This window comes from Streptomyces sp. H51, from assembly GCF_035656535.1.
GTDB lineage: Bacteria > Actinomycetota > Actinomycetes > Streptomycetales > Streptomycetaceae > Streptomyces.
The window spans coordinates 1-16,084 of the sequence record NZ_JAYMHD010000055.1 but is presented as its reverse complement, the minus strand read 5'-3'; the positions used below and the strand labels follow the sequence as shown (position 1 = coordinate 16,084).

Here is a 16,084-nt window from a genome sequence, read left to right as displayed (position 1 = left end):
CCCATCGAGCCGTGCGCGGACGCCGGGGCGGCGGCGAGGGCGGTCAGCGCGAGCGGGGCCGCGCCGAGGGCGGCGACGGCGACGGCGGCCTTGCGACGGCGTGCGGGCATACGGGAACTCCTCGGAGACGGTCCTCGACATGACGCGCGGGACGCGACCCGGGGGTGGAACCCGGAGGCGGACCCCGGTGCCGCGGACCCCGGATCCGCGGAACCCGTGGGGGCGGTCCGAAACTAGCGCCGGAAGAACGTGGAATCGCCTGCTGGAGGCCGGTGGGGGAGATCCTTATGGTGCCGTTAAGGGAGTGCTCAGGCTGCGCTGAGGCAGGTAGCGTGCCCGCCATGACGGAGCAGGGAATCCGGCCGGCCACCGCCGACGACGTGCCGGCGGTACGGGCCGTGACCCACGCCGCGTACCACCCCTACATCGCGCGCATCGGAGTGGTGCCGGTGCCCGTGCGGGCGGACCACGCGGCGGACGTGGCCGCGGGCAGGGTGTTCGTCACGGGCGACCCGGTGGTCGGTCTGGTGGTCGTCGAGGCGCACGACGACCACCTGTTCCTCGACAGTGTCGCCGTCCACCCCGACGCCCGCGGACGGGGCGTGGGGCGGCGGCTGCTGCACTTCGTCGACGCGCACGCGCGTGCGCTGGGGCTGTCCGAGATCAGGCTCTACACGAACGCGCGGATGTGGGAGAACCAGCGGATCTATCCGCGCTACGGGTACGAGGTCGTGGAACGGAGGCAGGACGGGCCGTACGACCGCGTCCATTACCGCAAGCGGCTGGACGACGGGGCGGGACCGGGCTGATCACCCGTCCGGCCACCAGGTGCGCGCGATGTCCTTGCGCACCTCCGGGCGCGCGGCGGGGCGCTCGTCGGCCTCCTCGCGGATCCGGCGGGCGTCCGTCCTCTTCAGGGGCTTGTGCACGGTGGTACGGCGCATGGCTGCCTCCTTCAGTGCCTACCGGGTTCCGTGATGTCACGGAGGTAGACCCTTTTCGCGAGCCTGACTCATCGACGGGGGTCTGTCAGTGGTGGTTGTCACGATTCGACTGTCAGTGGCAGGTGTCACTCTGGGGCCCATGACATCTGGCGACAAGGGTCCGACCGGTGCGGATGTGGACTGGGACGCGCGGGCCGCCGCCTTCGACGAGGAGCCCGACCACGGCCTGCGCGACCCCGGAGTGCGCCGGGCCTGGGCCGGCCGGCTCACCGGCTGGCTGCCCCGACGGGCCGGCGACGTCCTCGACCTCGGCTGCGGCACGGGCAGTCTGTCGCTCCTCGCGGCCGAGCAGGGACACCACGTCACCGGCGTCGACCGCTCGCCCGCCATGGTCGGGCTCGCACGAGCCAAAGCGGCCGGCCAGGCCGGGCGTGACGTGGTGTTCCTCGTCGGCGACGCGGCGCTGCCGCCGGTGGGGGAGCGGCGCTTCGACGTCGTACTGGTGCGTCATGTGCTGTGGGCGCTGCCCGACCCCGGCCGCGCCCTGCGGCACTGGCGCCGGCTGCTGCGCCCCGGAGGGCGGTTCGTGCTGGTGGAGGGCGTGTGGGGGACGGCCGGCCCGGTCGGGATACCCGCCGACCGCCTCACCGCACTCCTCTCCCCGCTCGCCGGCGAGGTGCGCGTGGAGCGGCTGTCCGGGGACGCGCTGCTGTGGGGGAAGGAGGTGCACGACGAGCGGTACGCGGTGGTGGCACGGGTATGAGGACCCGGGCACGAGGGCCCGTGTCAGCCCAGCAGCGCCTCGAAGGCGCCGTCGCGCCGCAGGGCCAGCGCCTCCAGTTCGTCCAGCGCGGCCACGGCGGCGGCCGCCGCCCGCGGGTCGCGGTGTGCCAGGCCGCTGTCGGCGAACTCGTCCTCGTCCAGACGGCGTACGTCCGTGCCGTCCGCGGAGCGCCACAGGTCCAGGTCGAGGTCCTCGACGACCAGGTTCCCGCCGGTGAGCGCGGCCGGCCGGGTGATGTCGCAGTACCAGCCCTTCAGACGGCCGCCGGTGTCACGCACCTCCTTCACCGAGTACCAGCGGTTACGCCAGTAGTACTCGGTGAAGACGTCGCCCTTCTCGAAGCGGACGAACCCGAAGTCGCGCGCGCCGTCACCGGCCCAGGGCGCGCGGACCACGATCCTGGTGCCGTCGTCGCCGAGCGGTGCGGCCGGGTAACGGATCTTCGTCCGGCCGGCCTTGACCAGGACGACGTTCAGCCGCCGGGCCGGTTCAGCCGAGTTCGCGGACATACCGCACCTCCGTTCCGCAGCGCTCGTACCCGAACCACTCGTTGATCGCGATCATCGGCTCGTTGCCGGTGTCGTTGCCGGTGAACGCCTCCCGGCAGCCGGCCGCGCGGGCCCGGTGCAGGGAGGCGTTCTTGGCCAGCTTGGCCAGGCCCCGGCCGCGGAAGGCGCGGGCGGTTCCGGTCATGGCGGTGGAATACCGGCCGGCGCGGTCGGTGTAGGCGACGGTGAAGGCGGCGGGCCTGCCGTCGACCACCGCGACGGTGGTCAGCTCCCGGTCGAGCAGCGGATGCCGCCAGCTCACCCTGATCCAGTTGTCGTAGTCGGCGAACCCGGCGTCGAGGTCGCTCGGCTCGTCCGACATCGTCTCCGCGTCCAGCTCGAACAGCGGGCGCGGATCGTCCGCGAAGTCGGCCGCGGTGCGCAGCTCGACACCCGGCGGTGGGGGCGTGAGCGGCGGGAGCGTACCGCCGACGAGGTCCAGCCGGAGGAAGTGGGCGGAGCGGCCGACGCGGTAGCCGTGCCGTTCGGCGAAGGCCCGGTCGGCCGGTGTGTCCAGCACCCAGGTGAACAGCTTCGTCGCCCCGTGCGCGGCCAGGTGGTCCTCGGCCGCGCGCACCAGGAGCCCGCCGGCGCCGCGGCGCGTCCTGCCGGGGTGCGTGTAGACGGTGAGCAGGCCCTGGCCGGGCTCCGCGGTGTCGTGGGCCAGGCTCACCTGGGCCGTGCCGATCGCCTCGCCGTCCTCCTCGGCGACCAGGGAGGCGAAGTGGGCGTCGGGGTGGGAGTGCTCCAGGTGGTGGAGCACCGCGTCCGGGGTCCACAGGATGAACGGGAGGGCGAGGTGCCGTACCCGGGCGAAGGCTTCGACGTCGGCCCGGTCGTCGGGACGGAGGTCACGCACGATCACTGTCATAGGCGCGCACGGTACGCCGGGGCCTGCCGGGGTGCCTCTCGTTTTCCGGCGCGTGCGGGACAATCGAGCGGTGACCTTGAAGATCCGCATCGACGACACCGCCCCGCCGTACGAGCAGGTACGGGCGCAGATCTCCGAGCAGGCACGGTCGGGTGCGCTGCCGGTGGGCTACCGGCTGCCGACCGTGCGGGGGCTGGCCGAGTCACTGGGGCTCGCGGCGAACACCGTGGCGAAGGCCTACCGGGCGCTGGAGACCGACGGGGTGATCGAGACGCGGGGGCGCAACGGCACGTTCGTGGCCGCCGCCGGCTCGGCCGCCGAGCGGGAACTGGCGGCGGCGGCCCAGGCGTACGCGGAGCGGGCCCGGCGGCTGGGGCTGACGCAGGACGACGCGCTGGAAGCCGTACGGGACGCGCTGCGGGCGGGCTACGGGCGGGACTGACCGGGCCGCGACCGGGCTGGGACAGGTCAGGGCCTGATCAGGGCCTGATCAGGCCGGAACAGGTCAGGGACCGATCAGACCGGGACCGGCAGCGATTTCTCCGGGCCCGGCGGCGGCCGGTAGCCGGCTCGGGGTGCGGGTGACGGTGAGTCCCGCCCTGGCCGCCGCCCTCCCGAAGGCCGTCGCGTCCCGTACCGCCGCCCCGCCGGGGTCGTTGTTGAAGTACACATAGGTGTCCTCGGCGTCGGCGAAGGCGGTGGCGATCCGGTCGACCCAGCTCTCCAGGGACCGTCGGCCGTAGTGCGGCCAGGGCCGGGCGCGTCCCTGGTGCAGGCGGACGTAGCCCCAGTCCGCGGTCCGCCACAGCGGGGTCACCGGGCGGGCCAGCACGTCCGCCCAGCACAGGGCCGCACCCCGGTGCTCCAGGACCCGGCGGACCTCCGGCGTCCACCACGAGTCGTGGCGGGGTTCCACCGCCACCCGCGTGCCCGGAGGGAAGCGGGACAGACAGGCATCCAGCAGGCCCGCGTCCGCTCGCAGCGTCGGCGGGAGCTGGAGCAGCACCGGGCCCAGCCGGTCACCGAGGCCGGCCGCGTGCGTCATCAGCCGGTGCACCGGCTCCTCCGGCTCCCGCAGCCGCTTGATGTGGGTCAGGTAGCGGCTGGCCTTGACCGCGACGACGAAGTCCGGCGGCACCCGCTCCCGCCAGCTCTCGAAGGTCTCCCGCGCCGGCAGCCGGTAGAACGCGTTGTTCAGCTCCACGGTCGCGAAACGCCGCGCGTACTCCTCCAGCCACAGTCGCACCGGGCACCCGGCCGGGTAGAGCACGCCCCGCCAGTCCCTGTACTGCCATCCCGACGTTCCGGCCAACAGGGTCATACGACCATGAAAGCACCCGGTTCGGGACCTGGCCTACAGGTACAGCCCGGCCTCCGCGCCGTCCCGCGGTTCCGGCAGCGCCGTCGGGGAGGTGCCCCGGCGCAGCGCGTACAGCTCCGCCAGCGTCGCCCCGTCGCGGCCCACGCCCTCCTCGCCGCCGAGCCAGTTCACCGCCTCCTGCCGGGTCAGCCTGCCGACCTCGATGCGGGCCAGGCAGCGTCCGGGCCGGACGACCGCCGGGTGCAGGCGTTCCAGGTCCTCGTTGGTGGTCACGCCCACCAGGACGTTGCGGCCCTGGCCGAGCAGGCCGTCCGTCAGGTTCAGCAGGCGGGACAGGGCTTGGCCGGCGGTGTGCTTGGCCTCGCCGCGGATCAGCTCGTCGCAGTCCTCCAGGAGCAGCAGGCGCCAGCGGCCCTTGCCGGCCGCGTCCTCCTCGCCGATCGCGATGTCCATCAGGTACCCCACGTCGGAGAACAGGCGCTCGGGGTCCAGGACGCAGTCCACCTGGCACCAGTCGCGCCAGGACCGGGCGAGGGTGCGCAGCGCCGAGGTCTTGCCGGTGCCCGGCGGGCCGTGCAGCAGCAGCAGACGGCCCGCGATGTCCTGCGGCGTCGTCTTCATCAGGCGGTCCATGGCGTCCGCCACGGGCGCGGTGTAGTTCTCCCGCACCTCGTCCCAGGTGCCCGCCGAGATCTGCCGGGTGGTGCGGTGCGGTCCGCGCCGGGGGGAGACGTACCAGAACCCCATCGTCACGTTCTCCGGCTGGGGTTCGGGCTCGTCCGCGGCGCCGTCCGTGGTCTGGTCGAGGACCTTCTTCGCCAGCTCGGGGGTGGTCGCCGTGACCGTCACGTCGGCGCCCCGGTTCCAGCGCGAGACCAGCAGCGTCCAGCCGTCGCCCTCCGCCAGCGTGGCACTGCGGTCGTCGTCGCGGGCGACGCGCAGCACCCGTGCGCCGGGCGGCAGCAGTGTCGCCCCGGACCGTACGCGGTCGATGTTCGCCGCGTGGGAGTACGGCTGCTCGCCCGTCGCGAAGCGGCCGAGGAACAGCGCGTCGACGACGTCGGACGGCGAGTCGCTGTCGTCGACGTTGAGCCGGACCGGCAGAGCGTCGTATGGGTTCGCAGACATGGCGTCCATGATCCGGCACCCGGGCGTCCCACGCACCCGGTTTCCATGGTGCGCCGGGCGTGTCGGACCGCGACCCGGTGGCCCGTTGTGTCCCCTTCGTGCCGTTGCCGGGCCGTGCCCGCACGACATCCGCCCCGCCCTCGGTCGGCACCTCTGCCGGGCTTCTCGCTGAAGGGGCGTCAAGGGCCGTGGGTCCCCCTGGAGTGCTTCTCGCCCCCTCCGTGTTCAAGGCTCGGTAAAGGTTCGGATGAGGTGCGACCCTGCCTTCCCGGAGAGTTGATCGTCTGTCAACCGGTGTGCCGTGAAGGTGTGATCACGATCGGGTGAACCCAGGCATGAGAGCTGTCGAGGTCTCAGCATTTTTGACATGAACACTTCCCGTCAACGCGCGTAGCTGGTACCAACGTTGTGGCGGAGATCCTGCTAAAGGGAGGTTCCATGAGACGTTCACGTATTGCCGTGTTCATCAGTTCCATCGCTCTCGCCGTCGGTGCGGCCCTGACCGGGGCCACGGCGGCGCACGCGTCCGTGACCGGCGGGTACGTGGCCCTCGGCGACTCCTACTCCTCCGGAGTCGGCACGGGCAGTTACATCAGCACCAGCGGCGACTGCAAGCGGAGCACGAAGGCATACCCGTACCTCTGGGCGGCCGCCAACTCGCCTTCGTCCTTCAGCTTCGTCGCCTGCTCGGGCGCCACCACGGACGACGTCCTCGCCAACCAGATGGGGTCGCTCAGCTCGTCCACCGGCCTGGTCTCGATCAGCGTCGGCGGCAACGACGCCGGCTTCGCCGACGTCATGACGACCTGTGTGCTCTCGTCCGACAGCACCTGCCTGTCGCGGATCGCCACCGCGAACGCCTACATCGACTCCACGCTGCCCGGCAAGCTCAACAACGTCTACTCCGCCATCAGCAGCAAGGCGCCCAACGCCCGTGTGGTGGTGCTCGACTACCCCCGCTTCTACAAGCTGGGCACCAGCTGCATCGGACTGTCCGAGACCAAGCGGTCGGCCATCAACGACGCGGCCGACCACCTCGACAGCGTCATCGCCAAGGCCGTCGCCGGCCACGGGTTCACCCTCGGCGACGTCCGCACCACCTTCACCGGCCACGAGATCTGCTCCGGCAGCTCCTGGCTGAACAGCGTCAACTGGACGAACATCGGCGAGTCGTACCACCCCACCGCGGCCGGTCACTCCGGCGGCTACCTGCCCGCGTTCGCCAACAACGTCTGATGCTCACGGCGTAGCCGAGTCGGAAGCGCCGGCGGAGGCCCCTCCTGACGGGGTCTCCGCCACGCACGTCACCGAGAACGGCACCGGATCGGACGTCGCGTGCACCGGGGAGCGCACCTCGACGCGTACCGCGCTGCGCAGCGTCCCGGTGCTGTCGTACGTCGTCACCGACGCCCTGTCCTGCCCGGTCCGGCCGCCGCCCGCCGGGAAGGACAGGGTGTTCCACCCCGTGTCCACCACGTGCCCGTCCTCCGACCGCCAGCGGTAGCTCACCTCGGCCGGCAGCCGGCCCACGGTGATGGTCGCCGTGAAGGCGGGCGCCTCGCTCCCGTCCGGCGGACAGGCGCCGGAGTAGTCGGTGTGCGAGCCCGTCAGCGTGACGCTCACCGACTGCGCCGGGGCGGAGGCCGTCGTACCGCTGCGGCTCGGCGTCGGAGCGGTGCTCGCCGTTCGGCCGCCGGACCCGTCGCGGGTGGCGGCCGGCGAACTCGCGGCCTGCGAACCGGCGGTGTCGCCGTCCGTCTTCCCGCCCCCGTCGCCGCGGCCGAGCAGCGCGTACGTCAGCCCGGCCAGGGCGAGGGCCGCCACCAGCAGCCCGGCGACCAGCACCGCGACGGCCCGCCGGCCGCGGCCCGGCGGCGCCGGGTCCGCGGTGGTCCCCGGCCCGGAGCCGGGCCCGGTCCGGCCGACCGGGTACGGCATCGGCGGCGTCGGGCCCTGCCGGTCGGGGAACCCCGCGACGGTCGGCGCGTACGGCGATGCCCCCACCGCGTCCGCGCGCGGGGTGCCGCCCGCCGCGACCACCCGCAGGTCCCGCTCGGCCCGTTCGGCCGACAGCCGTTCGGCCGGATCCTTGCGCAGCAGCCCCTCGACGACGGGGGCGAGCGCGCCCGCCCGGCGCGGCGGCGGCAACTCGTCGTCGACGACGGCGCGCAGCGTGTTCAGCGGGGTGTCATGACGGAACGGGGAGTTGCCCTCGACGGCCGCGTACAACAGGACGCCCAGCGACCACAGATCGGACTCCGGGCCCGGCTTGCGGCCCAGCGCCCGCTCCGGCGCGAGGAACTCGGGCGAGCCGATGACCTCGCCGGTCATGGTCAGCGCCGAACTCCCCTCCACCATGGCGATGCCGAAGTCGGTGAGCACCACCCGGCCGTCGTTCGACATCAGCACGTTGGCCGGCTTCACGTCCCGGTGCAGCACCCCGGCCGCGTGCGCGGCCCGGAGCGCCGCCAGCACCTCGGCGCCGATACGCGCGGCGCGCTCGGGCGGCAACGGGCCCTCGGTGTCCAGCAGTTCGGCCAGCGAGATGCCCCGGACCAGCTCCATCACGATCCACGGGCGGCCGTCCTGAGTGGCCACGTCGTACACCGTGACCACGTTGCGGTGGGAGACCCGGGCCGCCGCCCACGCCTCGCGCTCCAGGCGGGCGTACATCCGCTCGACGTCCTGCGCCGGCAGCCCGGCGGGCGCCCGCACCTCCTTGACGGCGACCTCCCGGTGCAGCACCTCGTCCCTCGCCCGCCACACCGTCCCCATGCCGCCCTCGCCGAGAGGGGACAGCAGACGGTAGCGGCCCGCGACCAGCCGTTCACCGCCCGGCTCCTCGGACACCTGCGCGCCCCCTTCGCATCCGCGTGCTGTCTCCGCTGCGCGTGATTTCTCCACAAAAGTAGCTCAGCCGAGTGCGGATGCCGCCCCCTTGAGGACCAATCCGGCCCCGAGCGCCACCACCAGGAACGCCGAGCCGAGCGGAGCCGTCCGGCGCGCCAGGGCCGCCGCCGGACGGGACGTCCAGCGCGGGCGGCGGTCCAGCACCCGGTTCACGCCGGTACCCGGCTTCACGACGGCGATGCCGGCCGCGGTGAGGGTGAGGGCGAGCCCGGCGCCGTAGGCGACCACCAGCAGCAGACCGAACCAGGCCTGTCCCAGGGCCGCGGCTCCGACCAGCACGACGACCGCGGACGCACTGGGCACGAGCCCTCCGGCGAAGCCGAGCAGGATCGTGCCGCGGAGGGTGGGCGCGGTGGGGTGGGAGTGGGTGAATCCGCCGTGGGTGTGCTCGACCGGGTGGGCATGGGGGTGGGGCCGCCCTGCAACGCCAGTCCGTCACCCTCGCCTACTACGACGGCTACACCTACCGTGAAGTGGCCGAGCGGCTGTCCCTGCCGCTCGGCACGGTCAAGACCCGTATGCGCGACGGACTCACCCGGCTGCGCGACTGCCTGGGAGGTACGGCATGAGCCTCCTCGACCGCCTGCTGCGCCGCGAGGACGTCCACTCCCTCGCCGCCCCCTACGCGCTCGACGCCCTGGAACCCGCGGAACGCGTCCGCTTCGAAAGACACCTGCGGAGCTGCGACGCCTGTTCCGCCGAGGTGCGGGCGCTGCACGAGGACGCCGTCCGCCTCGCCTGGTCGGCGGCCGCCCCGCCGCCGGCCGCGCTGCGCGAGAGGGTGCTGGCCGCCGTACGCGCCACCCCGCAGGAGCCCGCCCCGGCGCGGGAGCACACAGCGCAGTTGCCGCCGCACGTCTGGGGCACGCAGCCGCCGCCGTCGCGCACCCGTGCGCCTCGCGAGCGCCGCCCGCTCTTCGTGCCGTTCGCCACGGCGACCGCCGCCGCGGCCCTCGTCGTCGCCTCGCTCTTCGCCGTCCAGGCCGACCGGACCCGGTACCAGCTGGACGCCGAGCGCGCCCGGAACCGTGAGATCGCCCACGTTCTGGCAGCTCCCGACGCCCGCTCGGCCGGCGACCGGGACGCCCGGGGCCGGAGCGTCGCCGTCGTCGCCTCCGCCTCCGAGGGACGCGCGGTCGTCACCCTCAGCGGATACGGCGACCTGCCCGGCGGCCGGGTGCACCAGCTGTGGCTCATGCGCCCCGGTGCGCGGCCACGCTCCCTCGGACTGTTCCCCGGCGGCGACACGCCCTTGGTCGCGACCGGCCTCGCCAGGTCGGCGACGTCACTCGCGGTGACCGTCGAGCCGGACGGCGGCTCACCGCAACCCACCGGTCAGCCTGTTGTCCAACTCGCCCTGAAAACTGTCGGATTCGGAGAGTAATGAAGGAGGGGTCGTCAACCTCCTTATGGGGAAGGTGAATCCTGTGACCGCGATACACGAGTGCCGCAAGGTGGCGATAGGGTTACCCTGCCCGGGCCGGGTGGACTCGTACGGGTGGGGAGTGACATGGAACAGATAACAGTGCGCAGCAGGGCGAGGGTCCCTGCGATCACCTGCGGGAGCAGTGCGACCAGTTCGCGTCTCGACCGCCATCTCTCGGTGCTGGCGGGACCCGCCGTCCCGCAGCGGGAGACGGCCGAGGCGACCTCGCTCATGCGTGAGCTGACCGCGCGCGACACCGCGCACCAGCGCAGCGGCCGGGACGCGCGTGTCCATCGCGTCTCGCTGTTCGCGCCGCTGCGCCGCCTGCGCCGCTCGTTGTTCGGGGGGCGCTGAACGACACCTGCGTCCGGCAAGGCCGGCGCTCGGGCGGCCAGCCGCACCGGCGTGCGCCGCACCGGCCGTCCGTCATCCCCACGGCCCGCAGCGGCGCCCCGGCGCGCCTCCCGGGCGCGGGCGCGTCCCCCCGCCCGCGCCACGGCCCGTAGTACCCCCGCCCCCGTAACACCCCCGTCCCGGGCCGACACACATCCGCCACACCGGCCACACTCGCCCCACTGCCCCGGCGCGTCCCACCCGCTCCGCACCCCGGGGAGCAGCGGCCCGGCGAGAGGTCCCGCACCAGGGAGAGATCCCGTGCCCGCGAGAGATCCTGCATCCGTGTGGGGCCTAGAGCAGCGCGAACTGGCCCTCCGGGCCCTCCTCGTGGTGGTCCAGGACCGACGCCGGCCTGCGGGCCGACTCCGGCACGGGCAGCACTCCGGCCGCGGCCAGGTCGGCCGCCGTGACCGGGCTGGTGACCGTCAGTTCCCGCTGCCGTGCCCGGACCTCCGCGACCAGGGTCAGCACCGTGATCAGTTCCAGCAGCTCCGACGTCCAGGCCTGCGGCCAGGCCGCCGGGCGGATCGCCGCCAGCGTGCCCGGCTCCGGTTCCGCCGTCCGCGCCGTGAACCACTGCTCCAGCACCCGGACCCCGGCCGCCTCGAAGTCCCAGGCCTCGGGCGGCACCGGGGAGATGCGGCCCCCGTCCAGGTGCAGCGTCTCCTCGTCGCGGTCGTAGTGCAGGGTGAGCGGGCGCGCCGGGAGCGGGGCGCGCACGTAGGGGCGGCGGCCGCCGGGCAGCTTGGGGCGTTCCCCGTCGCGGCGCATCAGCCACAGCAGGCGGCGTCCCGACTCGACGCCGTGCGCCCACACCTCGGGGTCGGCGGTGAGCGGGACGGTGCGCGCCGGGCCCGCCGTCGCCAGGACCCAGGCGAGTACGTCGAGCGGCGGCGGGGTGTGCCCGAGCCGCGCGCCCAGGTGCTCCGCCAGCCCGGGCGCCAGGTTGGGCTCGGCCCCGCCGGGGCGGCGGTACAGCGGGCGGACGCGGCCGGTGCGCAGCAGCGGCAGGCGGGACGTGGCGAGCAGGGGCGGTCCGCTGTCCGCGCCCGTCTCCACCGTGAAGACCTGGTGCTCGTCCGCCACCCGCCACAACTCGGGGCGGGCCGCGTCGATCAGCCGGTGGTCGGGGATCAGCCACTGCTCGTCGAAGGGCGCGTGCAGCACCCGTACCGGCTCCGCGCACGCATCCGAGGCGCGGGCCAGCCGCCGGGTCCCGCCGGCCCCGCCCGGCAACTGGCCGACCGCCGAGTGCAGCGTGCGTGCGCGGGTCGGCTGGAAAAGGGCCTCCCGGTCGGGGCCGTCCGCCTTCAGCAGCGCGTCCCAACGGGCCTTCAGGGACGCCGCGTCGGGGGCCGTCGGCCACCCCCGGCCGAGCCGCGGCGGTGCGACGGACCACGGCATGAGGTCCGCCAGCGGCGGAGCGTCGTCATGCGTCACGCCGGTCATCGTACGGTGTGTCACCGACCGTCACCTCAGGTGGCGTCGAGTGTGACCGTGAAGGAGAAACGGTCGCCGCGGTAGTGGATCACCGCCGCGTCCAGCACCCGGCCGTCCGCGTCGTAGGTCACGCCCGTGTAGTGCAGGATCGGGCTGAGCAGCGGCACTTGGAGCAGCCGCGCCGTCTCCGGGTCCGCCAGCCGTGCCTCCACGATGTCCGTGATACGGCTGATGTCCACCCCGACGACGTCCCGCAGCACCTTGGTCATCGGCCAGCGCGCCAGGTCCGCGGGATCGATGCGCGCGGCCAGCTCGGGACGGACGTAGTTGCGGGCGTGGTTGGTCGGCTCGCCGGTCTTCTCGTCGCACCGCAGGCGGTGGTAGGTCGCCACCTGCTGAAGGTCCGGGAAGTACTCGGCGACCTCGGCCGGCACCGACACCGAGCCGTGGTCCAGCAGTTCGGTCGCCATGCCGGACTGCTGGGCCACGATCGCGTCCACCGAGCCGAGCAGCCGCACCGGGGCGGCCCGGCGGGCGTCCGGCTCGATGAAGGTGCCGCGGCGGCGGTGGCGGGTGATCAGGCCCTCGTCCTCCAGCTCCTTCAGCGCCTGCCGCATGGTCAGCACGCTCACCCCGTAGTGCCCCGCCAGCTGTTCCTCGGTGGGCAGGCGCAGCGGGTCCTGGGGCGAGCGGCCGAGTATCGAGGCGCGCAGCGACTGCGACACCTGGTACCACAGCGGCAGCTTGCGGTTCAGGACGATCGAATCCGGGGCGAAGGAGGTCACGGGCCCATCCGTACCTGTCGGAGATCTTCAGTGCAAGGGGCGGAAGTGCCGCTCCAGTCCCTCCCACACGTCGTCGTAACGCGGTTGCAGGTGCTCGGCACCGGCCGCCTGCGCGGTCAGCGTCACCGGCCAGCGGGTCTCGAACATGAACGCCAGACCGTCGTCGATCTTCTGCGGCCGCAGTTCGGCGGCGCTCGCGCGGTCGAAGGTCTCCCGGTCCGGACCGTGCGCCGACATCATGTTGTGCAGCGAGCCGCCCCCCGGGACGAAACCGCCCTCTCCGGCCGTCTTCGCGTCGTAGGCGCCCTCGATCAGCCCCATGTACTCGCTCATCACGTTCCGGTGGAAGTACGGCGGCCGGAAGGTGTCCTCGCCCACCAGCCAGCGCGGTGCGAACGCCACGAAGTCGATGCCGGCCAGGCCCGGGGTGTCCGACGGGGACGTCAGCACCGTGAAGATCGACGGATCGGGGTGGTCGTAGGAGATGGAGCCGATGACGTTGAAGCGGCGCAGGTCGTAGACGTACGGCACATGGTTTCCGTGCCAGGCGACGACGTCGAGCGGGGAATGGCCGTAGGTCGCCCGCCACAGGTTGCCGCAGAACTTGTTCACCACCTCCACCGGGCCCTCGACGTCCTCGTACGCGGCGACCGGCGCGCGGAAGTCCCGTGCGTTGGCCAGGCCGTTCGCGCCGATGGGGCCGAGGTCGGGGAGGCGGAAGGGCGCCCCGTAGTTCTCGCACACGTAGCCGCGCGCGAAGTCGTCCAGCAGCTCCACCCGGAAGCGCACACCACGGGGGATCAGCGCCACCTCGGACGGCTCCACGTGCAGCAGCCCGAACTCCGTGCGCAGCAGCAGTCCGCCGCGCTCCGGCACGATCAGCAGTTCCCCGTCGGCGTCGCTGAAGACCCGCTCCATCGAGGCATCCGCGTGGTAGAGGTGCACGGCCATCCCGGCGCGCTGCGCCGCGTCGCCGTTGCCGCCCAGGGTCCACAGGCCCGCGAGGAAGTCCGTGCCCGCGGGCGGCACGGGCAGCGGGTCCCAGCGCAGCCGGTTGGGGTCGGGCACCGACTCGGTGAACGGCGCCGTGCGGATCGCGCCGTTGTCCGCGCGCTCGAACGCCGGATGCGCGGCCGACGGGCGGATGCGGTACAGCCAGGAACGGCGGTTGTGCGCCCGCGGCTCGGTGAACGCCGTGCCGCTGAGCTGCTCCGCGTACAGTCCGAGGGGGGCGCGTTGCGGCGCGTTGCGGCCCTCGGGCAGGGCGCCCGGTACGGCTTCGGAGCTGTGCTCGTTGCCGAAACCGGAGAGGTAGCTCAGTCCCTCCGCGGCCTTGCGCGCTCCTCCGCGCTCCAGCCCGCTCGCGCGGGGGGCACCCCCATCGCTCATGATCGCTCGCTCCCTTGCGCTCTGATTCCTATGTAACACCGTAGGATTCAGATTTCGCGGGCGCAAGAGCACGGCCGGACCTCCTCACCAGGGAGGAACCGGAACCAGTCTTCAGGGGGATTCGCGCGTCGGACCCGTGTTCTAGTCTCCGGAGCATGTCGTGGACACGGGGACTACCGGCCGTGCTCGCGGTCTGTGTCCTGTCGCTGGCCGGATCCGCGGGCTGCGGCTCCGGAGCGGACGACGGCGGGCCGGGCGCGTCGGCCTCGCCGGCCGGCCGTCTCCTCGACGACACCGACGAGCTGGGGCACCGCTACCGGGAGGTGGACGGCAAGGGCGCGCCCGAGGTGAAGATCGAGGTGCAGCCGGACGCCGGCGACACCTGGGACGTACGCCTGACCGTCCGCGGCTTCCGCTTCTCGCCCGCAGGCGCGGGGGCCGAGGCCGTCGCCGGGCGCGGCCTGGCGTACCTCTTCGTCGACGGCCGGCTCGTCACGCGCCTGCGCGGCCCCGCCCACCGGCTGGCCGCGCGTCTCGTCCCGCGCGGCACGCACCATGTCACCGCCCGCCTGTACGCCGACGACGGCACGGCGTGGGCGGTGGACGGCCGGCCCGTCGAGAGCACCGCCGACATCACCGCGTCCGGGGCGCGGCCGGCCCCGGCCGCCGGCGCGGGCACGGGGACGTTGAGTGCATCGGGCACCGACCTCCGTACTGGGGGGCGAGGTTCACCGGACCGCAGCGGAAAGGCATCATGAAACCCGTGCCCCACGCGACTTCGCTTCGCCGTGCGCCCGTGCAGCGGCGCAGCGCCGAACGGCTCACCAGGATCCTCGACGCCTGCGCCGACCTCCTCGACGAGGTCGGCTACGACGCCCTGAGCACCCGGGCCGTGGCGCAGCGCGCGGGGGTTCCCATCGGCTCCGTCTACCGCTTCTTCGGCAACAAGCGCCAGATGGCCGACGCGCTCGCCCAGCGCAACCTGGAGCGCTTCACCGAACGCGTCACCGAACGGCTCCGCGGGGCCGGCGACGCCGGTGCGCCCGGTGCGCCCGGCGGGGGCGGCTGGCGCACCGCGATGGACGCCGTCCTCGACGAGTACCTGGCCATGAAGCGGACCGCGCCCGGCTTCTCCCTCGTCGACTTCGGCAACCAGATCCCGGTCGGCGTCCGCCAGTCCGAACCCAACCACCGCGTCGCCGACCGTCTCACCGACCTGCTCTCCGGCTACCTCGCCCGGGAACCCGACGAGGACATGCGCCGCGCCTTCCTCGTCGCCGTGGAAACCGCCGACACCCTCGTCCAACTGGCCTTCCGCATGGATCCGGAGGGTGACGAGAAGATCATCAACGAGGCGCGGAGGCTGCTGCGGGCCTACCTGGCGGGCCTGCTGGACTGACGGTCGGCGGGCCTGCTGGGCCGATGGTCGCTGGGCCTGCCGGGCCGATGGCCGGTGGGCCTGCCGGGCCGATGGTCCGCGGTCGTGGCGGCAGTGTCCGATGTCCAGGGGCAGCGCTCGCCGTCCTGGCGGCCGCGCCCGCCGCCCGCGCCCGCGCCCGCCGCCCGCGCCCGCGCTCGCCGTCCGCGCCCGCGCCCGCCGCCCGTGGCGGGGTCGGCGCGGTTTCCGGTCGCTTCCCCGCAGGGGTCTCCCCTCCATCCCTACCGGTCGGTATGCTGCCCCGTGCCCGAGCGTCACCGCCGCCGCCCTCCGGGAGGACCCGTGTCCCGCACCGCCCTGCGCATCTGCCCCCTCTGCGAGGCCACCTGCGGGCTGACCCTCACCGTCGAGGGCACCCGGGTCACCGGCGCCCGCGGGGACCGCGACGACGTGTTCAGCAAGGGGTTCATCTGCCCCAAGGGCGCCGCCTTCGGGGCCGTCGACGGCGACCCCGACCGGCTGCGCACCCCGCTCGTGCGCCGCGACGGCGAACTGCGCGAGGCGACCTGGCAGGAGGCGTTCGACGCGGTCGCCGCGGGCATCCGGCCGGTCGTCGAGCGCCACGGGCCGCACTCCGTCGGCGTCGTCCTCGGCAACCCCAACGTCCACACCATGGCCGGCGGCCTCTACCCCCCGCTCCTGCTGGCCGGCCTCGGCACCCGCAGCCTCTTCACCGCCTCCACGGTCGACCAGATGCCCAAGCA

General features: G+C 73.6%; 18 protein-coding genes and 2 pseudogenes. 10 read left to right on the top strand and 10 right to left on the bottom strand.

Annotated elements, in window-relative coordinates; genetic code table 11:
- Positions 1-341 precede the first annotated feature (341 nt).
- Positions 342-809, top strand: a complete 468-nt coding sequence (locus VKA29_RS19455; RefSeq protein ID WP_324787138.1) for an N-acetyltransferase — start codon at positions 342-344, stop codon at positions 807-809.
- Here the strand turns inward: VKA29_RS19455 and VKA29_RS19450 are convergent, their stop codons facing one another.
- Positions 810-944 carry a hypothetical protein gene (locus VKA29_RS19450; protein ID WP_324787137.1) on the bottom strand — a complete coding sequence of 45 codons (135 nt, stop codon included), beginning with the start codon at positions 942-944 and terminating at the stop codon, positions 810-812.
- A 139-nt stretch (positions 945-1,083) separates the two neighbouring features.
- Between VKA29_RS19450 and VKA29_RS19445 the strand changes: the two genes are divergently transcribed.
- Positions 1,084-1,707 carry a class I SAM-dependent methyltransferase gene (locus VKA29_RS19445; protein WP_324787136.1) on the top strand — a complete coding sequence of 208 codons (624 nt, stop codon included), beginning with the start codon at positions 1,084-1,086 and terminating at the stop codon, positions 1,705-1,707.
- Positions 1,708-1,730: 23 nt separating this feature from the next.
- On the opposite strand, the gene VKA29_RS19440 is transcribed toward VKA29_RS19445, so the two are convergent.
- Both VKA29_RS19440 and VKA29_RS19435 read right to left on the bottom strand, forming a co-directional pair.
- Positions 1,731-2,237 (bottom strand): DUF402 domain-containing protein, encoded by a 507-nt coding sequence (locus VKA29_RS19440; RefSeq protein ID WP_324787135.1) that lies wholly within the window; start codon positions 2,235-2,237, stop codon positions 1,731-1,733.
- Positions 2,218-3,147, bottom strand: a complete 930-nt coding sequence (locus tag VKA29_RS19435) for a GNAT family N-acetyltransferase (protein WP_324787134.1) — start codon at positions 3,145-3,147, stop codon at positions 2,218-2,220. Before VKA29_RS19435 ends, VKA29_RS19440 begins: the two co-directional genes overlap by 20 nt.
- 70 nt (positions 3,148-3,217) lie before the next feature.
- On the opposite strand from VKA29_RS19435, the gene VKA29_RS19430 reads away from it, so the two are divergent.
- A complete protein-coding gene (locus VKA29_RS19430; RefSeq protein WP_324787133.1) occupies positions 3,218-3,589 on the top strand; it encodes a GntR family transcriptional regulator in 372 nt (123 codons plus the stop codon).
- Positions 3,590-3,652: 63 nt separating this feature from the next.
- Here VKA29_RS19430 and VKA29_RS19425 read toward each other — a convergent pair whose 3' ends face one another.
- Entirely contained in the window at positions 3,653-4,468 is an 816-nt protein-coding gene (locus tag VKA29_RS19425; protein ID WP_324787132.1) for a DUF72 domain-containing protein, read from the bottom strand.
- A gap of 33 nt (positions 4,469-4,501) precedes the next feature.
- Positions 4,502-5,596: a DUF5925 domain-containing protein gene (locus VKA29_RS19420; RefSeq protein WP_324787131.1), complete on the bottom strand. Its 1,095-nt coding sequence runs from the start codon at positions 5,594-5,596 to the stop codon at positions 4,502-4,504.
- Positions 5,597-6,034: 438 nt separating this feature from the next.
- Between VKA29_RS19420 and VKA29_RS19415 the strand changes: the two genes are divergently transcribed.
- A complete protein-coding gene (locus VKA29_RS19415; RefSeq protein ID WP_324787130.1) occupies positions 6,035-6,832 on the top strand; it encodes an SGNH/GDSL hydrolase family protein in 798 nt (265 codons plus the stop codon).
- A gap of 3 nt (positions 6,833-6,835) precedes the next feature.
- Here the strand turns inward: VKA29_RS19415 and VKA29_RS19410 are convergent, their stop codons facing one another.
- Both VKA29_RS19410 and VKA29_RS19405 read right to left on the bottom strand, forming a co-directional pair.
- Positions 6,836-8,446 carry a serine/threonine-protein kinase gene (locus tag VKA29_RS19410; protein ID WP_324787129.1) on the bottom strand — a complete coding sequence of 537 codons (1,611 nt, stop codon included), beginning with the start codon at positions 8,444-8,446 and terminating at the stop codon, positions 6,836-6,838.
- Positions 8,447-8,509: 63 nt separating this feature from the next.
- Positions 8,510-8,920: pseudogene (locus VKA29_RS19405) on the bottom strand (sulfite exporter TauE/SafE family protein); the annotation flags it as partial.
- 2 nt (positions 8,921-8,922) lie between these two features.
- On the opposite strand from VKA29_RS19405, the pseudogene VKA29_RS19400 reads away from it, so the two are divergent.
- The 3 genes and pseudogenes from VKA29_RS19400 to VKA29_RS19390 form a co-directional block, all read left to right on the top strand.
- Positions 8,923-9,075, top strand: a pseudogene (locus tag VKA29_RS19400) (sigma factor-like helix-turn-helix DNA-binding protein); the annotation flags it as partial.
- On the top strand, positions 9,072-9,890 hold the full coding sequence (locus VKA29_RS19395; RefSeq protein ID WP_324787128.1) for an anti-sigma factor: 819 nt from the start codon (positions 9,072-9,074) through the stop codon (positions 9,888-9,890). The pseudogene VKA29_RS19400 and the gene VKA29_RS19395, both read left to right, overlap by 4 nt.
- Before the next feature lie 126 nt (positions 9,891-10,016).
- Positions 10,017-10,286 carry a hypothetical protein gene (locus tag VKA29_RS19390; protein WP_324787127.1) on the top strand — a complete coding sequence of 90 codons (270 nt, stop codon included), beginning with the start codon at positions 10,017-10,019 and terminating at the stop codon, positions 10,284-10,286.
- A gap of 333 nt (positions 10,287-10,619) precedes the next feature.
- Here the strand turns inward: VKA29_RS19390 and VKA29_RS19385 are convergent, their stop codons facing one another.
- From VKA29_RS19385 to hmgA, 3 genes are read right to left on the bottom strand one after another with little or no spacing between them, the layout of a single operon-like run.
- Positions 10,620-11,777, bottom strand: coding sequence for a type ISP restriction/modification enzyme (locus tag VKA29_RS19385; RefSeq protein ID WP_324787139.1), 1,158 nt, complete (start codon positions 11,775-11,777; stop codon positions 10,620-10,622).
- Positions 11,778-11,803: 26 nt separating this feature from the next.
- A complete protein-coding gene (locus VKA29_RS19380; RefSeq protein ID WP_324787126.1) occupies positions 11,804-12,553 on the bottom strand; it encodes a GntR family transcriptional regulator in 750 nt (249 codons plus the stop codon).
- A gap of 27 nt (positions 12,554-12,580) precedes the next feature.
- The gene (gene hmgA / locus VKA29_RS19375) at positions 12,581-13,942 is read right to left on the bottom strand and encodes a homogentisate 1,2-dioxygenase (RefSeq protein ID WP_324787125.1); all 1,362 of its coding nucleotides are present in this window, start codon (positions 13,940-13,942) and stop codon (positions 12,581-12,583) included.
- A gap of 155 nt (positions 13,943-14,097) precedes the next feature.
- Here hmgA and VKA29_RS19370 point away from each other — a divergent pair, with 155 nt between their 5' ends.
- The 3 genes from VKA29_RS19370 to VKA29_RS19360 form a co-directional block, all read left to right on the top strand.
- Positions 14,098-14,700 carry a hypothetical protein gene (locus VKA29_RS19370; protein WP_324787124.1) on the top strand — a complete coding sequence of 201 codons (603 nt, stop codon included), beginning with the start codon at positions 14,098-14,100 and terminating at the stop codon, positions 14,698-14,700.
- Positions 14,697-15,341, top strand: a complete 645-nt coding sequence (locus VKA29_RS19365) for a TetR/AcrR family transcriptional regulator (protein ID WP_324787123.1) — start codon at positions 14,697-14,699, stop codon at positions 15,339-15,341. The genes VKA29_RS19370 and VKA29_RS19365 overlap by 4 nt, the downstream gene beginning before the upstream one ends.
- A 321-nt stretch (positions 15,342-15,662) precedes the next feature.
- Positions 15,663-16,084, top strand: a 422-nt coding sequence (locus VKA29_RS19360) for a molybdopterin-dependent oxidoreductase (protein WP_324787122.1), incomplete at its 3' end; no start/stop codon positions are given.

What these genes read in the sequence shown, in the direction of transcription:
- VKA29_RS19425 (WP_324787132.1), bottom strand. Translation starts at nt 4,468, where the DNA reads ATGACCCTGTTGGCCGGAACGTCGGGATGGCAGTACAGGGACTGGCGG.
- VKA29_RS19390 (WP_324787127.1), top strand. Translation starts at nt 10,017, where the DNA reads ATGGAACAGATAACAGTGCGCAGCAGGGCGAGGGTCCCTGCGATCACC.
- VKA29_RS19445 (WP_324787136.1), top strand. Translation starts at nt 1,084, where the DNA reads ATGACATCTGGCGACAAGGGTCCGACCGGTGCGGATGTGGACTGGGAC.
- VKA29_RS19365 (WP_324787123.1), top strand. Translation starts at nt 14,697, where the DNA reads ATGAAACCCGTGCCCCACGCGACTTCGCTTCGCCGTGCGCCCGTGCAG.
- hmgA (WP_324787125.1), bottom strand. Translation starts at nt 13,942, where the DNA reads ATGAGCGATGGGGGTGCCCCCCGCGCGAGCGGGCTGGAGCGCGGAGGA.
- VKA29_RS19370 (WP_324787124.1), top strand. Translation starts at nt 14,098, where the DNA reads ATGTCGTGGACACGGGGACTACCGGCCGTGCTCGCGGTCTGTGTCCTG.
- VKA29_RS19395 (WP_324787128.1), top strand. Translation starts at nt 9,072, where the DNA reads ATGAGCCTCCTCGACCGCCTGCTGCGCCGCGAGGACGTCCACTCCCTC.
- VKA29_RS19385 (WP_324787139.1), bottom strand. Translation starts at nt 11,777, where the DNA reads ATGACCGGCGTGACGCATGACGACGCTCCGCCGCTGGCGGACCTCATG.
- VKA29_RS19435 (WP_324787134.1), bottom strand. Translation starts at nt 3,147, where the DNA reads ATGACAGTGATCGTGCGTGACCTCCGTCCCGACGACCGGGCCGACGTC.
- VKA29_RS19415 (WP_324787130.1), top strand. Translation starts at nt 6,035, where the DNA reads ATGAGACGTTCACGTATTGCCGTGTTCATCAGTTCCATCGCTCTCGCC.
- VKA29_RS19420 (WP_324787131.1), bottom strand. Translation starts at nt 5,596, where the DNA reads ATGTCTGCGAACCCATACGACGCTCTGCCGGTCCGGCTCAACGTCGAC.
- VKA29_RS19450 (WP_324787137.1), bottom strand. Translation starts at nt 944, where the DNA reads ATGCGCCGTACCACCGTGCACAAGCCCCTGAAGAGGACGGACGCCCGC.
- VKA29_RS19440 (WP_324787135.1), bottom strand. Translation starts at nt 2,237, where the DNA reads ATGTCCGCGAACTCGGCTGAACCGGCCCGGCGGCTGAACGTCGTCCTG.
- VKA29_RS19455 (WP_324787138.1), top strand. Translation starts at nt 342, where the DNA reads ATGACGGAGCAGGGAATCCGGCCGGCCACCGCCGACGACGTGCCGGCG.